Below are 16245 nucleotides of genomic sequence, written 5' to 3' on the forward strand. Positions count from 1 at the left end.
CACTGAACAGAAATTTCACCTCCTAAAAAATATCAGACATTCCTGATCCCAATTGTTAATTATCTATTTCAAAATACATCATCCCAGATCGGTCTAAGAAATTGATAAATACCCCATTTTAGAGAAACCAAGAAGGAAAAAGAAAGATTCAATAGCTCTATCTATAATTAGTCTAAATAATTATATATTTGCCGAAAATACAAACTCCATGAAGCTTAGACTTTTACTCCTTTTACCTATAACCCTATTGCTCTTCCCAATCTTAACCCAAGCTCAGCAGCCAAAAAGCATACTGATTGGAAAAGTAACGGACAGTCTACATCAAAAGATCAGCTATGCTACGGTACAATTAAAAAAGCTCAACCTAAAAACTACTTCAAATAAAAATGGTGAATTTCAATTAAAGGGCATTCCTGCAGGAACGTATCAACTCCGCATCTCAATGACCGGATTTGAAACCAATGAAACTCAGATCTCTGTGATTGAAAATGACACCTTAAAATTGGATTTCATATTAAAAGATAAACATTCGGATTTGAAGGAGGTCATTGTTTCAGCGAGTAGAAAAGCAGAATCATTGGCACAAACCCCTTCGTCAGTTACCGTTCTTACCGCTAAAGAGATCAGTTCCTTATCAATTATCAGCCCGAATTTAGCCACCATACTAGCTTATAGTGTTCCCGGACTAGGTGCAGCGACCAACCAAACCGGAAACTCAGGTCAAACACTACGCGGAAGAACGGTTTTGGTATTAATTGATGGCATCCCACAATCTACCCCGCTTAGAGCAGGTGGACGCGACATCCGTAGCATAGATCCTTCAGTAATAGAAAGAATTGAAGTTATTAAAGGCGCAACTGCGATTTATGGCAATGGTGCAGAAGGTGGTTTAATCAATTACATCACCAAAAAAGCACCAACCAACAAAATCCTTGGTGGCTATACTCAAATGGGTATGACAGGCAATACTAAGGGAGACAGTACACTTGGCTACCGCGTAGTACAACAATTATATGGAAAAAGCGGAAAAGTTGATTATGTTGCCAGCGGTTCTTATGAAAAAACAGGAGTCTTCAAAGATGCTAAGGGCCTTGTCATTTCCCCGGATTACGGTTTGGGTGAAACAAAAACCTACAATGCTTTTGCTAAAATTGGCTATGACTTCTCTTCAAAACAAAGACTGGAATTAATGTACAATTATTTCAGTTCCAGACAACATTCTGACTACGTCTTGAAAGACGGTATCTATGGAAAAGAGCCTGCAATTGGAGTTAAAGGAACAAGAACAGGTGCAGATGAAGGTACACGCTACAATCACAATGCAAATCTTCAGTACAGCCATCGCCAAATATTTGGTCAGACTGACTTTCAAGCCAACGTTTATTTACAGGATTTTTACACCATATATTCCAATGTAGCTTCATTTTATGAAGGCGGCCAATCTGCCATTAAATCTACTAAAAAGGGTGCAAGGGTAAATTTCAACACCCCATTCTCCGTTTCAAAAAGCGTATATGCACAACTTAATTATGGAATAGATTTAATGAATGACCAAACCTCACAAGACCTGGTTGACGGTAGAGTTTGGGTACCAAAAATGAACATGGTTAACTTTGCCCCTTATTTACAGGCAACCACCACCATTTTAAACGACCTAACGATTAAAGGTGGATTGAGGGTAGAGAACATCAATATTGATGTTGATGATTTTAACACCATTGCTACCGGCGCCAATAATGCTGGAAGTATCGCTGTTAAAGGTGGAAACTTAAACTACAATGCATTGGTATTTAACTTGGGTGCCAGATATTCAGCTCATAAACTATTCAATCCTTTTATCAGTTACGCACAATCTTTTTCTGTATTTGAATTGGGTAGAGTATTGCGTTCCGCTAAAAGCAATACCTTATCACAATTACAAACCAAACCGATTATCGTAAACAATTACGAAGCTGGTTTTAGCAGTAGAATTGGTGATTTAAATGTGAGCGCAGCATACTATATCAGTACCTCTAAACTAGGTGCAAACCTATTAGAAGTTGATGGTGTTTACATTTCACAAAGGATACCAGAAAGGGTTTCAGGATTTGAGGTTCAAGCAGATTATCCTTTGATGGATAAACTACTAATAGGTGGTAATTATGCTTATGTAGAAGGAAAAGGTGATGTAGATGATGATGGCAAATATGATGGTGAAACAGATGTATACTTAAATACTACCCGTATCCCGCCTTCAAAAGCTACAGTTTACCTAAGGTATACCGGCATAAAAAATCTAATGCTGGACTTAAACTGGATGAACATTGGCAGTAGAGATCGCTTTGAAGTTAACCCTAAAACCAACAGATATTCCATCGGAGAAGGACCTGTAAAAGCTTACAGCCTGTTTAACCTGGCCTCTGCTTATCAAGCATCGAAAGCTTTAAAAATAAGCCTGGGATTGGAAAATCTATTCAATAAAGCCTATTACCCAAGTATTTCTCAGTTCTACGGAAATAACAACATTTATGCCCGAGGAAACGGTCGTAGGTTTAATCTTGCCCTAACTTATACTTACTAATGAAAATCAATAAAAAATTTAAGCAGGTAATGAGGTTTAGCCATTTATGGCTGGGCCTTTTAACTGGTATTATTGTATTGATCATTAGCCTCACCGGATGCATCTATGTTTTCGAAAAGGAAATTCGGGGATACCTGGATAAAGACTATGCTTTTGTCCCTGTCCAACAAGCGCCACAAGCCAGTTTAGGTTTATTATTGCGGAGTTTTGAAAAGATGGCTCCTGATCAAAAGATCAGCAGCATCACCATTCGTCATACCGCACAAAATGCCACTGTTGCTTTTAATACCAACAAACACCTGGTTTATTATTTGAATCCATACAATGGTCAACTGGTAAAAAAGTCTAAGCTAGACTTCCTGGATACCGTGGAAGAAATCCATACTTCCCTCCTACTGGGAGATCAAGGTAAATTTATCATCCGCTGGTCGGTAGTGGTTTTTGTGATCATGCTGATTACCGGTTTAATCTTATGGTTCCCGGGCCAAATGAGATTATTGAAACAAGCCCTAACTATTAAATGGAAGGGTTCTACCAAACGTGTGAATTACGATCTGCACAATGTCCTTGGTTTTTATGCTTCAGGCATTTTGTTGGTCATCTCTTTAACCGGACTCTATTTTGGCTTTAAAGAAATAAAAACTGTCTTTAGCTTTTTTAGCGGATCTAAATTAACTGAAGGAAAAAAAGCGGCTCCAGGCATAATGCCTGACACGGCAAGCACAACTTCAGCACGATATGAACACATGTACCAGAAAGCAATGGTTCAATTTCCTGGTGCCAACCTAACCAGTTTATCGATACGTAAAGATGGGAACATCAGACTCCGCTTAAATTACCCTGCAGAATGGGCAAGGAAACGGAACACGTTTTTTTACAACTCAGAGAATGGGCAGCTCATCCGCTCTAAACTTTATAAAGATTTTAATCGCGCTGATGTAATTGAAGCCAGTATCTATGATGTACACACCGGACAGTTTTTTGGTCTATTCGGTAAAATTGTAGCCACCATAGCCAGCTTGATTTCTGCAAGCCTACCAATCACTGGTTTTATCATTTGGTTGAAAAAAAAGAAAAAGAAGAAGTCGAAAAAAAGCGTTTATACTCCCCAAAATTATGAAGGCAAACTGACAGCAGTATAAACCAGGGACTAGTATTTATACTATATGTATATATAATACATATAGTATAAATATCAAATTCATCTTATTATTGCGCCAATGCAAAAGCCAATGGCATGGTATACCTTACCCTTACGGTCTGCTCATTTTGTCGGCCAGGCTTCCAATTGGGAGATTTACGAATCACCCTTAGGGCTTCTTCATCGCAGCCTGCACCAATACCACTGATCAGTTTTACATCAGAAATGGAACCATCTCTTTCGATCACAAAACTCACCAATACTCTTCCCTGCACCTCATTTTCCTGCGCCTGATTAGGATACCTCAGATTTCTTTGCAGGTACCTCGCCCAGGCTTTCATCCCTCCTTCAAATTCAGGATAGACTTCCACGCCTGATGCATTATATATTTGATTGTCTATTTCTGCCGTACCACCTGAACCTGTACCCTCAGTACCTTTACCACCTTTTCCTGTTTCTGGCAGCACCTGTAAATTGGTTTCCAAGCCAGACTGCGTTACCGGACCGGCTACCGCATGATCCATTTCTTCCAAAGTAGGTGGATCCGCTACCGGTTCTGCCACTACCACCGGACTGGAAACAGCTTTATACATCTTTAACTTCTCTTTTACAGGTTCCAACTTCGGTGCTTCCTCCTGCTTTTTAGGCGGCTGATTTACTGCAGGCGGACGAAGTTCGAACACCACATCTGTTCTTTTTTCTACATCTGGCTGACGATTGATCATCGTTAATAAAAAGGGGATCACGAATACAGGCGTTGCAATCAGCAGGGAACGCAAAAGGATTTTTGAAGATTCCGCCCTCAACACAAAGGCACCATAGTTTTGGTTTCTGTTTTTAAAAACAAGGTCGAGCCACTCGGACTTGTACAGGTTTGAAGAGGAGTTTAGCATAATTCGAAGGGTTTATTTTAGTTAATGATGGAATTATTCCCGATATTCCATAATCACAGCCTGTTTTTACTAGTTTAAGCGAAAAACCAGAAAACCCCTAAACAGAAAGCCCAATAAGACCATTTTAGGACCTATTTTTCCAAAAACACCAAAAAACGAGAAATATTTCTTTGATTATCTAACGACATTCGTATTTTTACAAACAAATCAAGAGAAATACCAAACAAAAAATATATTTTTGACCAAATTTTAAACAAATAAATGAAAAGCTTAAGGACAACTGCATTAAAAGAGGCACAATCAAGAATTTCACCAGAAGTAAAGTCGCCTTCGACTAAGATTTCTGAGTTTTTCGGAGTGAATGTTTTTGATAAGAAAAAAATGAAAGATTTCTTATCAAAAGAAGTATTTGAAAAATTAAGTTCATCAATTGACCAGGGTGAGTTAATCAATCATGAAGATGCTAACCACATCGCTACAGCAATGAAAACCTGGGCAATGTCTAAGGGTGCAACACACTATACGCATTGGTTTCAGCCATTAACTGGTTCTACTGCAGAAAAACATGATGCTTTCTTTGAGCCAAGTAAAGATGGTGCAATTGAAGTATTTGCAGGAAGTGCATTGATTCAACAAGAGCCAGATGCTTCAAGTTTCCCTAATGGTGGTATCCGTAACACGTTCGAAGCACGTGGATATACTGCATGGGATCCTTCTTCTCCAGCATTCATTATGGAAAGCAAAGCAGGTAAAACACTTTGTGTCCCTACTGTATTTATTGCTTACACAGGCGAAGCCCTTGATTATAAAGCCCCTCTTTTAAAAGCATTATCTGCTTTAGATAAAGCTGCAGTTGACGTTTGTCAGTATTTTGACAAAGGCATCACTAAAGTAACCGCTTCTTTAGGTATTGAGCAGGAATATTTCCTTGTAGACCGTGCATTGTATAATGCCCGTCCGGATTTAGCTTTAACAGGCCGTGCTTTATTTGGACATATCTCTGCAAAAGGACAACAATTAGAAGATCATTATTTCGGATCTATTCCTGAGCGTGTATTTACGTATATGGTGGATTTTGAAAACGAAGCTTTGAAATTAGGTATTCCTTTGAAAACCCGTCACAATGAGGTTGCACCATCTCAATTTGAGTGTGCGCCGATTTATGAAGAAATCAACCTTGCCATTGACCACAACCAATTGTTGATGGACTTAATGGAGAAAGTTGCGGTAAAACATGACTTCAAAGTATTATTACATGAAAAACCATATGCAGGTATCAATGGTTCAGGTAAGCACAACAACTGGTCATTAATTACGGATACTGGTAAAAACCTATTGTCTCCGGGAAAAACGCCTAAAAACAACTTAATGTTCTTAACGTTCTTCGTGAACACCATCAAAGCGGTACACGAACATGCAGACCTTTTAAGAGCAAGTATTGCTTCAGTGAGCAATGACCACCGTCTAGGTGCTAACGAAGCTCCACCAGCCATCATTTCTATCTTCCTTGGTTCTCAATTGAACGATGTGTTAGATGAAATCGAATCTTCAAGAAGCATCATTAAAAAAGTAAAAAGCGAAGACTCATTATGGTTAGGTATTCCTAAGATCCCACAGATCTCTTTTGATACTACCGACCGTAACCGTACTTCTCCTTTCGCCTTCACAGGTAATAAATTTGAATTAAGAGCAGTAGGTTCTTCTGAGAACTCTTCAGCACCAATGACGGTATTAAATGCAATCGTTGCTGATCAATTGAATAAATTCAAAGTTGAAGTTGACAAGTTGATCAAAAAAGGAGAGAAAAAAGATGTGGCTTTATTAACCATCATCAAAAAATACCTTAAAGAATCAAAAGACATCCGTTTTGAAGGAAATGGTTACAGCCAGGAGTGGGAAGATGAAGCTGCGAAACGTGGTTTATCAAACATCAAAACTACACCTAAGGCGCTTGATGCTTATGTAACTGATAAAACTACTGAGCTTTTCGCTAATACTAACATCTTCAGCAAACGTGAATTACACGCTCGTCATGAGATCTTATTAGAAAGCTATTTCAAGAAACTTCAAATCGAAGCAAGAGTAATGGGCGAAATGGTAAACAGTATCATCATCCCTGCAACCATCACTTACCAAAATGTATTAATTGAAAACGCTAAAGGTCTTAAAGATCTTGGTTTATCAAAAGAAGCATTAGAAACTCCGGTTAACATTATCAACAAAGTTTCTGAGCATTTAAGCGGTCTTAAAGTAAACATCGATAAGATGTTGGAAGAACGTAAACTAACGAATGCAATTGAAGATAGCCGTGATAAAGCAATCGCTTACGATGAGAATGTTAAATCATACTTCGATACCATCCGTTACCACACTGACAAACTGGAGCAAATCGTTGATGACAGCGTATGGCCTCTTCCAAAATTCAGAGAATTATTGTTTTTGAAATAAACCAAACCTTAATAAACCACTAAATTTTAGTTTTATAACCCTTCAATGAATTTTGAAGGGTTATTTTTTTATAGTTAAGGCCTCAACATTCGGCCGTTTCCCTATCTTTGCAACAACATGAGTGATAACAGGTACAACCAACGTGGCGTTTCTGCGTCAAAAGAAGATGTGCACCAAGCCATCAAGAATATAGATAAAGGTATTTTCCCGCAAGCCTTCTGTAAAATCATACCTGATATTTTAGGGAATGACGATACATTCTGCAACATTATGCATGCAGATGGTGCAGGAACTAAATCTTCCCTCGCCTACGTATACTGGAAAGAAACAGGCGATCTTTCCGTGTGGAAAGGAATTGCTCAGGATGCCATCATCATGAACATTGACGATTTGATTTGTGTAGGTGCTACAGACCAGATCCTTTTATCTTCTACCATCGGACGTAATAAAAATCTGATCACTGGAGAAGTAATTGCTGCAATTATCAATGGTACGGAAGAAATCCTTGCAGAACTTAGAGAACTAGGTATCTCAATTTACTCTACAGGTGGTGAAACTGCTGATGTGGGCGACCTTGTGCGTACCATCATTGTAGATTCTACCGTGACCTGCAGAATTGAAAGAGATAAGATCATCAGCAACCATAAAATTCAGGCTGGCGATGTAATTGTTGGTCTTTCTTCATCCGGACAAGCTACTTACGAAACAGAATATAACGGTGGTATGGGTTCTAATGGACTTACTTCTGCGAGACATGATGTTTTCGATAAGTCGGTAGCCACAAGCTACCCGGAAAGTTTCGATCCTTCTGTTCCTTTTGACCTGGTATTTTCTGGTGGCAAAAAGTTAACGGATACGATTAAGATTGATGAGGATACTGAGATTACAGTTGGAAAACTAGTACTTTCTCCGACACGTACTTATGCACCGGTAATTAAACAAGTATTAGATGCTCATAGAGATCAGATTCATGGTCTGGTACATTGCAGTGGTGGTGCGCAAACTAAAGTGCTTCACTTTGTAAATGATGATGTTCATATCATTAAAGACAATATGTTCCCTGTTCCTCCATTGTTCCAATTGATTCAGGAGCAGTCTGGTACTGATTGGAAAGAAATGTACAAAGTATTCAATATGGGCCATAGAATGGAATTATATGTTCCTGCAGCAATTGCTGAGGACATCATTGCAATTTCTAAAAGCTTCAATATTGATGCGCAAATTATTGGTCGTGTAGAAGCTTCTGAAAAGAAACAAGTAACGATTGAAAGCGACAAAGGTACGTTTGTATATAATTAATTAGATTTTTCGCTGAAAGGCGCGATTATAAAAGGAAACCGGTGATTTTATTGCCGGTTTTCTTGTTTTGGGAAGTTAAAGAAGTAAAAAAGAATACCTCACTCTTCAAAGGCTGCAAGCCTTGCGCTGAAGGGCGCAAAACCTGCTATGCCTTTTCTGAGAAGGTATTCCTTTTTTTCAGCAAATAGGTTATTCTTCCCGGCACTCGACAACCGGAAAATAAAATAGGGAGAGAGGTTAAAGGAAAATGTTAAAGAGTAGGATTGCTAAACAGGCTGATCAAGCAACATAGGATTATCAAACAACATATTTAACAGGCTTATTAAGGATAAACCATTTAAACCCCGAAACTAGCGTATAAAAAAAAGGGATCAGACATAACATCTGATCCCTTTCTGTTTTTTAAACACCATACCGGCTGTAAAATTATGATGTAATAGTATTTTTTTAAAAAATAAAGGATGTTCCTCTTTGACTACCTGCGAAGGTTTGCCCTTCAGCAAAGATTCGAGTAGGAAAAGAGCGAATATCCTTTATTTTCGAATAGACTACTTTTTAATAGACAATTCGTTGATAATGTTTTTCGCACCACCTAACACGTCAATACACCACAATACGTAGCGCACATCCACACAGATCGTACGTTTAAATTCTTTATCAAAAGCGATATCTCCACTCATTGCTTCCCAGTTACCATCAAAAGCAAGACCTATTAACTCGCCATTACCATTGATTACCGGAGAACCTGAGTTACCACCAGTAATATCATTGTTGGTGATAAAGTTTACAGTTAGTGTGCCGTTATTACCATACTGACCGAAATTCTTTTTGTTATAGTTTTCGATAAGGTTGGCAGGAAGGTCGAACTCACTGTCGCCAGGAATGTATTTTTTCATCATACCATCAATAGTGGTCGTAGTTTTATACACGATACCATCTTTAGGAGAGTAATCCTGAACATTTCCATAAGAAAGACGCATGGTAGAGTTTGCATCTGGATACATCAGTTTACCTTTGTTTTTCTCCAGAGTAGCTTTCAGGTATAGATGATCTAGTTCTGCTTTTTTAGTTTCAAAATCAGCTACTAAAGAACCAAAGTTGGCTTTTATGTAATCTGGAGGGTAAACATTAGCAGCATATTTATAGGCTGGATCAGCTTTGATTGCCTCTAACGAAGGGTTGCTAGCTAAGAAAGCTTTCAATTTCGCTGGTTTAATCAGGTTACTGTTTTCCCATAGGTATTCGGCGAACTTCTCAAAAGTAGTTTCAGGATTTCCTGTCCAGTATTTCTCAGCGATTTCGGCGAAGAATTTAGGTTGAGATTTTACCGGAACATCTTGATAGAAGGAAGCTAGAATTTTAGCGAAGATCTTTTTATCTGCTGGCTCTACATAAGTTTCCTCATAAGCATTGGCAGCAGTCTGAAGACTTGCTTTTACTTTTTCAGCAAAAGCAGCATCACCTTTTTTCGCTTCTACGGCAGCGTAAGAGCGTACAATAGCAATAGCATTAGGCACCCATGCAGAAGCCATAAAACCTTCATTGATATAAGTACGTTGTACAGAGATCGGGTCGATGTCTTTATAGATCTGAGCATATTGTTCCATCAGACCAGCAAATTCTGTTTTCTGAGCTGCCCAATCCGTGAAAGCTTTCTCTTCTTTTCTTTTTGAATCCGCCACTTTAAGTCTTTTCAACTGTTCAGTCTGACCGATAAAATACTTCCAGTAGTTGGCAATATTCGCATATTGAGAAGATAATTTTAAACGCGTATCAACGCTTTTATCCATTTCTTGTTTCCATGATTTTAGACGGATATCACGCAATTTAACGATAGTAGGACTTACCTTTTCAGTAGCAAGATCAACACCATAAGAGGTTAAATATCTGTCCGTACGACCAGGGTATCCATAAACCATAGAGAAATCACCGTTTTTCACACCTTTAATAGAAACCGGAAGGAACTTTTTAGGGGTATAAGGAACGTTTGCTGCAGTATATTTTGCAGGTTTATTTTCTTTACCGGCATATACTCTAAACACCGAGAAATCTCCTGTTTGACGAGGCCATTCCCAGTTGTCAGTATCACCACCAAATTTACCAATATTTTGAGGAGGCGCACCTACCAAACGGATATCGTCGAAACGCTCGTATACAAAAAGGATAAACTGGTTAGATTTATAAAAGTCTTTTACATTCGCTTCGATGGTTGGGCCGGTTACTGCGGCTTTTGAGATCGTATTGAATATTTCTAACATTTTAGAAGATTTTTCAGCACCTGTAAGACCTTTTGTAGCGGCTTCCACCTGAGGTGTTACATCTTCCATTTTCAATAGGAATTTAACGAATAATCCGTCGATAGGTTTTTCTTCACCATAATTTTTAGCGTAGAAACCATTGTCAAGGATGTTATTTTGTGGAGTAGAATTCGAAGCGATCGCATCGTAACCACAGTGGTGATTGGTAAAGATCAGTCCTTTATCAGAAACAATCTCTCCAGTACAGAAGCCACCGAAATGAACGATAGCATCTTTTAAACTAGAACCATTTGCATTGTAAAGGTCTTTTGCGGTTAGCTTGAAACCTTGCTTCTTCATTTGCTCATAGTTCTTTCCTATCAGCATTGGGATCCACATCCCTTCATCTGCTTTAACCGTGTTCGCAAAGGACAAAACCATTGCACACAACAGCAGATAAACTGTTTTTCTCATGATATAATAAATTAGTTAGTGATAACCAAAGTTAAGTAATTGTGACCATTAATAGGTATAAATTACAAGCTTACCGTCTTTCTCTGGGTATATTTACTCCTATAAATGACGAAACCAATGGTGGCAGCGATACCAATCAGCCCTTCCAGGAAGATGGCTGGTCTGGGGCCCATTACATTTGCCAGCCAACCGATGAGCAGACTACCGATAGGAAGAATTCCCTGATAAGCCATTACATAATAGCTGATGGCCCTGCCACGCATCTCCGGAACTGAATGTGTTTGTATATAAGTATTGATGGCAGAAGTTTGTCCCATCATCCCTACCCCGGTCAGCGTCATGAAAAACAAAGCTACTGGCAATTGTGGTGCGTAGGCAAGAAAAAGCAGGCTCCCTCCCAGGATTCCGCCAGCTATCGCCACCATTTTCATCAGGCCATTGCTGTGCTTTAGGTTCGCCAGATAAACCGCACTGATGATAGAACCTAGTCCGGCAGCACTCTCAAACCAGCTGAATGTTCTTGCATCACCATTAAAAATATCTTTGGCAAAGATGGGCATGAGCGTATTAAAAGGGATCACAAATAAGCTGCTGAGTCCGATCATGATCAGCATACTGCTGAGGTTTTTATCGCCGGAAACGTATTTAAATCCTTCTTCCAGCTCTGTCCAGATGCTTTTCTCAGATTTCGTTATCAGCACTACCTTTAAACGCATCATGAACAGGCAGATCAACACCGGAATATAACTCAGGAAGTTCAGTATAAAACAAAAGTCCGTACCGAAAGTGCTTAAAATAATCCCTGCCACCGCAGGACCAGCGATCCTGGCAAAATTCACCATTGTTGAATTCAGTGCGATTGCATTTGGAAGGTCTTCTTTATGGTCTACCATTTCCACCATCAGTGATTGTCGACAGGTCATATCAAATGCATTGATGATCCCCTGAATCAGGCTGAGTGCAATGATGAGCAGGATGTTGTAATACCCAAAGAATATGATTCCTGCCAGGGCAGCTGCCTGAACCATGGAGGCAACCTGAGTAAGCACCAGAATATGATAACGATTATGGCGGTCTACTAAACTCCCAGCATAGGGAGATAACAGTAAGGAAGGAATCAGACTTACGAAGCCTACCACCCCCAGCAATAAGGCCGATCCCGTCAATTGATACACCAACCAACTCACAGCCGTCTTCTGCATCCAGGTTCCCACCAGGGAAATAGATTGTCCGTAGAAAAACAGTTTAAAGTTGCGGGATTTGAGTGATCTGAATAATGTCATGCGGGCTTATTTAATGAGCTTTTATCGTCTGATCACAAATCTCGGGATAAAGAATATATTTGTAAAATTGATAGTTTTAATGATATTCATTAGTTTTAACGATTGATTATTCTATCTCAACCCCCTTCATTATGGAATTCAGACAGCTCAGTTATTTCATTAAAGCCGCCGAATTATTACACTTTACTGAGGCCGCAGCGCAATGTTTCGTTACCCAGTCTACCTTATCTCAACAGGTAAAGCAGCTGGAAGAAGAACTGGGAATGTTACTTTTTGATCGGGTGGGAAAACATGTACAACTCACTGAGGCGGGAAAACTGTTTCTAAATCATGCCAGACAGATCATGCTGGAAATCAAGAAATCTAAGCAAGCGATTTTTGAATTGAATAACCTCGTGAACGGAGAGTTGAGGATTGGAGTTACCTATGCCTTCAGTTCCTTATTACTTCCCTCCCTCACTCCTTTTTCCAATAAATACCCTGGCATAAAGCTGCACATAGAATCCGGCATCGCCGGCGCATTGGAAGCCAGACTAAAAACCGCAGACCTTGATTTTATCCTGGCCTTTCATGAGCAATCCGACAATGAGGGACTCGAGATGCAGCTCTTGTTTTCTTCCCGAATAAAGATGGTGACTTCTAAAAAACACCCCCTCTCGAAATTAAACCGGATCTCATTAAAAGAGTTGGCACAAACGGAAATGATCCTGGCCAATAAAGGATTCAGCTCAAGGGATATGCTGGATGAAATCTTTAAGAAAAACAACATTATTCCTAACATTAAAATAGAAATGAATGATACCCATTCCCTGCTTTCCCTGGTCGATACCGGAAACTGGGTTACGATCATCAATGAAAAAGCGATTACTGGTTGGGAAAACCTCGTAGCAATACCCATCACAGGGAAAGAGTTGTATAAAGAAGCTTATATTTTGTGGCAGAAAGGCGCGTTTAGAAAGAAATCAGCAACTCTTTTTATCGAAGAGCTGCTGAAGATAGTATAAGAGAGCGGATCAATATCGGAATATTCCACTCCCCCCGGAATGTATTTGATCGCCCCTTTTTTCAGGAGCAACCGACAATAAATATTGCCAGTATTATCAAAATATCCAAATCTCTCTAAATACAAGGATTAAAAATAACATAAATTATTGATAATATCCATTAATTAAATCATTAATTAACAAATAAATAGCTTAAAATAAAGAATGATTACTTAGAAGGTGCTAAGTTTATCAGATCTTGATTCAAAAAAAACAGCTGCCTATTTTGGATAGGCAGCTGTTTTAGAATTCGGAATGATCTCCTTATAGAATGGAGCTCATTTCCTTAATTAATAAGTACCGATAGAAGTTTTACTTCCTGTGGTATCGATTTTATGCCAGACTTTATTTTCATATAAAGCACCTTCATGTTTTCCTGCGTGTTGGTTCACATCTATTCCTAACACCTTTCCTTTATAGTAAAAGCCTACATTGGTATCGGTGATCGTATGGCCAACGATAATGGTTTTCACCTTATACAGTGCCAGTGTCTGATCTACTTCTGCTGCTGTTGCCTTAGGTTCTACAAAATATCCTCTGTACCAGAATAGAGAAGAACGTGTACCATCAAAAAACATCATGACTTCTTTATCAGGAATCATCCCTGGTTTTTTATATTGATCGTAATAAGGTCTGCAACGGTTATTGATGTCTTTTAAACTCATCTTCAAAGTATTGATGACAGGCGCTACACCTGCATGCAGGCAAAGGTTATCACCAATCTTTTCGATCAGGTTTTTACTTCTTAACCATCTACCAAGCTCAGCATCCGGACCATATAATTGCATATAATCCAAGCCCATCAGCTTAGCATTATCGAAGTATTTTGATTTTACATAACGCAGGTCGCCGCTTAGGTTCATGATGTCATGATTGCCAAGAATGGTATGTAAATACCCTCCTTTAGCTTTCGCATCTTGCTCCAGCTTATACAACAGCCAGATGGTGGCCGGCACTTCTTGTCCGCGGTCAAATAAGTCACCGCAGATCACCAGCTGTCCTTTACCAAAAGTCCAGTTGTATTGCTCATCCATCACCTTATTGGCCAGCAGGAGCTTCCTAAGTGCTTCAAACTCCCCTTCTATATCAGAAAGGGCAAGCAACTTATCCGGTTGCTTAAATTCTGCAGGTTCATTTTTAACTGCGGCTTGCAATTTTACCGAGAAGCTCCATTCCGGATGCTCAGAAAATTCCACATTTACCGGTACCTCAGCTTTCTTACTGATGGGATAGGTTTCTAGTTTTACTTTCTGCACACCGTTTTCCATCACAATACTCCTTACTTCAATCTGGTTGTTTTTGTACAACACATAAGGACCGTCTCCTGAAGGAGTGGCAGCGCAGGAAGAAAATGCGATCAAGCTGGAAATCAGCGGCAAGGCTATCGTTAGTAATTTCATAATTGTTATTTATAACCTTCGTTTTGTTCCATGTTTGGATTTGCGTTCATCTCATTCAAAGGAATTGGAAGAACGGTTTTCAAAGAATTATTAGGAATCTGAATAATCAGATCGCTCATACCATATTTGGTAAAGGCCAGTTTATTACGCGTTAAGTCGAACAAACGGTGTCCTTCAAAAGCGAATTCTTTTCTGTTTTCTGCGATGATCAGGTCCACTAAAGCCTGTCCTGTTGCTGTAGTTGTGGTTGCTGTTAAATCTGCACGTTTAGCGATCACATCAAGATCAGCTGCTGCTAAAGCATCCTTTCCAGTTTGTTTTGCTCTGGCTTCTGCACGGATCAGGTAAACTTCTGCGAAGCGAATCACTTTGATTCCTTCCTCATAAGTACTGATGTTATTGTACTTCGTGATCAAATAAGCTGGATCTTCACCACCTGAACCCGTTCTTTTACCTTTCACAATAAAACCTCTTCTCACATCCGTTGCTTTATAAGCATTGAACAGATTTTCGGTTGCCAGGCCATCACCATAACTACCACCTTGAGTCAGGAAGTTGGATAAAGCATCTGTACCATTGTTGCTGGTGGTATTGAAAAGTACTTCAAAGATCGACTCCGAGTTATTCTGAGTCCTGAAATTCAGGTAATTCGCATTACTCAACAAAGTATATTTACCACTATTGATCACGTTTGTAGCGGCAAGCTCTGCATTCACATAGTCGCCCATGTACAGATATACCCTTGCTAACAAGGCTTCTGCAGCAAAATGACCGATGTGACCTCTATTGCTGGCCGTAAAACCTACTGGCGCAATTGGCAAAATCTCTACTGCTCTTTTTAAATCTGCCACGATCAGCGCATAGCTTTCTTTTACTGTATTTCTCTTTGGACTGATGATATCTTCTTTACTGGTACCACTCACGCTTACTACCGGTACACCAATATGGCTTGCGTCTACAGTAGCATTATAAGGGGCACCATATAAACGCACCAAATCAAAATTAGCCAAAGCTCTTAACACATGAGCTTCTCCCAACAGGTGGTTTACCTCAGCAGTTTCTGATTCAGGAACCGTCAATACTTTCCCTTTGGAAATGATGATATTGGCATTCACCGCGGTACGGTATAAAATATTCCAGGTAGCATTTGAATAGGTATCATTTGTAGCTACTGTATATGAATCGTAATTGATATATCTTTTAGAGTTTTTCTTACTGATATACATATTATCTGCCATTAGATCTGGCAAAATCATCATGTTACGACCATAATAAGAAGCGGACTGCAAAAGTCCGTAGGTACCCATTACTGCAGCTTTAGTAGTTGGTAAATCGATCACCACCAATTCCACATCAGTTTGTTGCTGAGGATCAATATTAAGAAGGTCCTTTTTACAAGCGCCAAAGGACAAGGCCACCACAATTAATGGTAATATTTTTGAGGTATATTTTATCATTTTCATCTGT

The 16245-nt window shown here is 39.3% G+C and carries 10 protein-coding genes; 5 read left to right on the forward strand and 5 right to left on the reverse strand.

Annotated elements, in window-relative coordinates:
• The first annotated feature begins 208 nt into the window (after positions 1-208).
• A complete protein-coding gene (locus R2S10_RS08750; RefSeq protein ID WP_316840072.1) occupies positions 209-2560 on the forward strand; it encodes a TonB-dependent receptor in 2352 nt (783 codons plus the stop codon).
• Positions 2560-3702 carry a PepSY-associated TM helix domain-containing protein gene (locus R2S10_RS08755; RefSeq protein ID WP_316840073.1) on the forward strand — a complete coding sequence of 381 codons (1143 nt, stop codon included), beginning with the start codon at positions 2560-2562 and terminating at the stop codon, positions 3700-3702. Before R2S10_RS08750 ends, R2S10_RS08755 begins: the two co-directional genes overlap by 1 nt.
• 67 nt (positions 3703-3769) lie before the next feature.
• On the opposite strand, the gene R2S10_RS08760 is transcribed toward R2S10_RS08755, so the two are convergent.
• Positions 3770-4594 carry a TonB family protein gene (locus R2S10_RS08760; protein ID WP_316840074.1) on the reverse strand — a complete coding sequence of 275 codons (825 nt, stop codon included), beginning with the start codon at positions 4592-4594 and terminating at the stop codon, positions 3770-3772.
• A 261-nt stretch (positions 4595-4855) separates the two neighbouring features.
• Between R2S10_RS08760 and R2S10_RS08765 the strand changes: the two genes are divergently transcribed.
• Together R2S10_RS08765 and R2S10_RS08770 are read left to right on the forward strand one after the other, a co-directional pair.
• Complete coding sequence (locus R2S10_RS08765) at positions 4856-7042, forward strand: glutamine synthetase III (protein ID WP_316840075.1); 2187 nt, start codon at positions 4856-4858, stop codon at positions 7040-7042.
• 117 nt (positions 7043-7159) lie between these two features.
• On the forward strand, positions 7160-8341 hold the full coding sequence (locus R2S10_RS08770; RefSeq protein WP_316840076.1) for an AIR synthase related protein: 1182 nt from the start codon (positions 7160-7162) through the stop codon (positions 8339-8341).
• A 548-nt stretch (positions 8342-8889) separates the two neighbouring features.
• On the opposite strand, the gene R2S10_RS08775 is transcribed toward R2S10_RS08770, so the two are convergent.
• Both R2S10_RS08775 and R2S10_RS08780 read right to left on the reverse strand, forming a co-directional pair.
• Positions 8890-11055, reverse strand: a complete 2166-nt coding sequence (locus tag R2S10_RS08775) for a S46 family peptidase (RefSeq protein WP_410478970.1) — start codon at positions 11053-11055, stop codon at positions 8890-8892.
• A 59-nt stretch (positions 11056-11114) separates the two neighbouring features.
• Positions 11115-12335, reverse strand: coding sequence for an MFS transporter (locus R2S10_RS08780; protein WP_316840078.1), 1221 nt, complete (start codon positions 12333-12335; stop codon positions 11115-11117).
• A 131-nt stretch (positions 12336-12466) separates the two neighbouring features.
• Between R2S10_RS08780 and R2S10_RS08785 the strand changes: the two genes are divergently transcribed.
• Complete coding sequence (locus tag R2S10_RS08785; RefSeq protein ID WP_316840079.1) at positions 12467-13339, forward strand: LysR substrate-binding domain-containing protein; 873 nt, start codon at positions 12467-12469, stop codon at positions 13337-13339.
• A 329-nt stretch (positions 13340-13668) separates the two neighbouring features.
• On the opposite strand, the gene R2S10_RS08790 is transcribed toward R2S10_RS08785, so the two are convergent.
• Both R2S10_RS08790 and R2S10_RS08795 read right to left on the reverse strand, forming a co-directional pair.
• Positions 13669-14778: a metallophosphoesterase gene (locus R2S10_RS08790; protein ID WP_316840080.1), complete on the reverse strand. Its 1110-nt coding sequence runs from the start codon at positions 14776-14778 to the stop codon at positions 13669-13671.
• 5 nt (positions 14779-14783) lie between these two features.
• Positions 14784-16241 carry a RagB/SusD family nutrient uptake outer membrane protein gene (locus R2S10_RS08795; RefSeq protein ID WP_316840081.1) on the reverse strand — a complete coding sequence of 486 codons (1458 nt, stop codon included), beginning with the start codon at positions 16239-16241 and terminating at the stop codon, positions 14784-14786.
• Positions 16242-16245 lie beyond the last annotated feature (4 nt).

It is taken from the genome of Pedobacter gandavensis (assembly GCF_032678745.1).
Classification (GTDB): Bacteria; Bacteroidota; Bacteroidia; order Sphingobacteriales; family Sphingobacteriaceae; genus Pedobacter; species Pedobacter gandavensis_C.

Excerpts from the sequence above, each read along its gene's own strand:
- R2S10_RS08755 (WP_316840073.1), top strand. The coding sequence starts at position 2,560 with ATGAAAATCAATAAAAAATTTAAGCAGGTAATGAGGTTTAGCCATTTA.
- R2S10_RS08790 (WP_316840080.1), bottom strand. The coding sequence starts at position 14,778 with ATGAAATTACTAACGATAGCCTTGCCGCTGATTTCCAGCTTGATCGCA.
- R2S10_RS08765 (WP_316840075.1), top strand. The coding sequence starts at position 4,856 with ATGAAAAGCTTAAGGACAACTGCATTAAAAGAGGCACAATCAAGAATT.
- R2S10_RS08795 (WP_316840081.1), bottom strand. The coding sequence starts at position 16,241 with ATGAAAATGATAAAATATACCTCAAAAATATTACCATTAATTGTGGTG.
- R2S10_RS08750 (WP_316840072.1), top strand. The coding sequence starts at position 209 with ATGAAGCTTAGACTTTTACTCCTTTTACCTATAACCCTATTGCTCTTC.
- R2S10_RS08785 (WP_316840079.1), top strand. The coding sequence starts at position 12,467 with ATGGAATTCAGACAGCTCAGTTATTTCATTAAAGCCGCCGAATTATTA.
- R2S10_RS08770 (WP_316840076.1), top strand. The coding sequence starts at position 7,160 with ATGAGTGATAACAGGTACAACCAACGTGGCGTTTCTGCGTCAAAAGAA.
- R2S10_RS08760 (WP_316840074.1), bottom strand. The coding sequence starts at position 4,594 with ATGCTAAACTCCTCTTCAAACCTGTACAAGTCCGAGTGGCTCGACCTT.
- R2S10_RS08780 (WP_316840078.1), bottom strand. The coding sequence starts at position 12,335 with ATGACATTATTCAGATCACTCAAATCCCGCAACTTTAAACTGTTTTTC.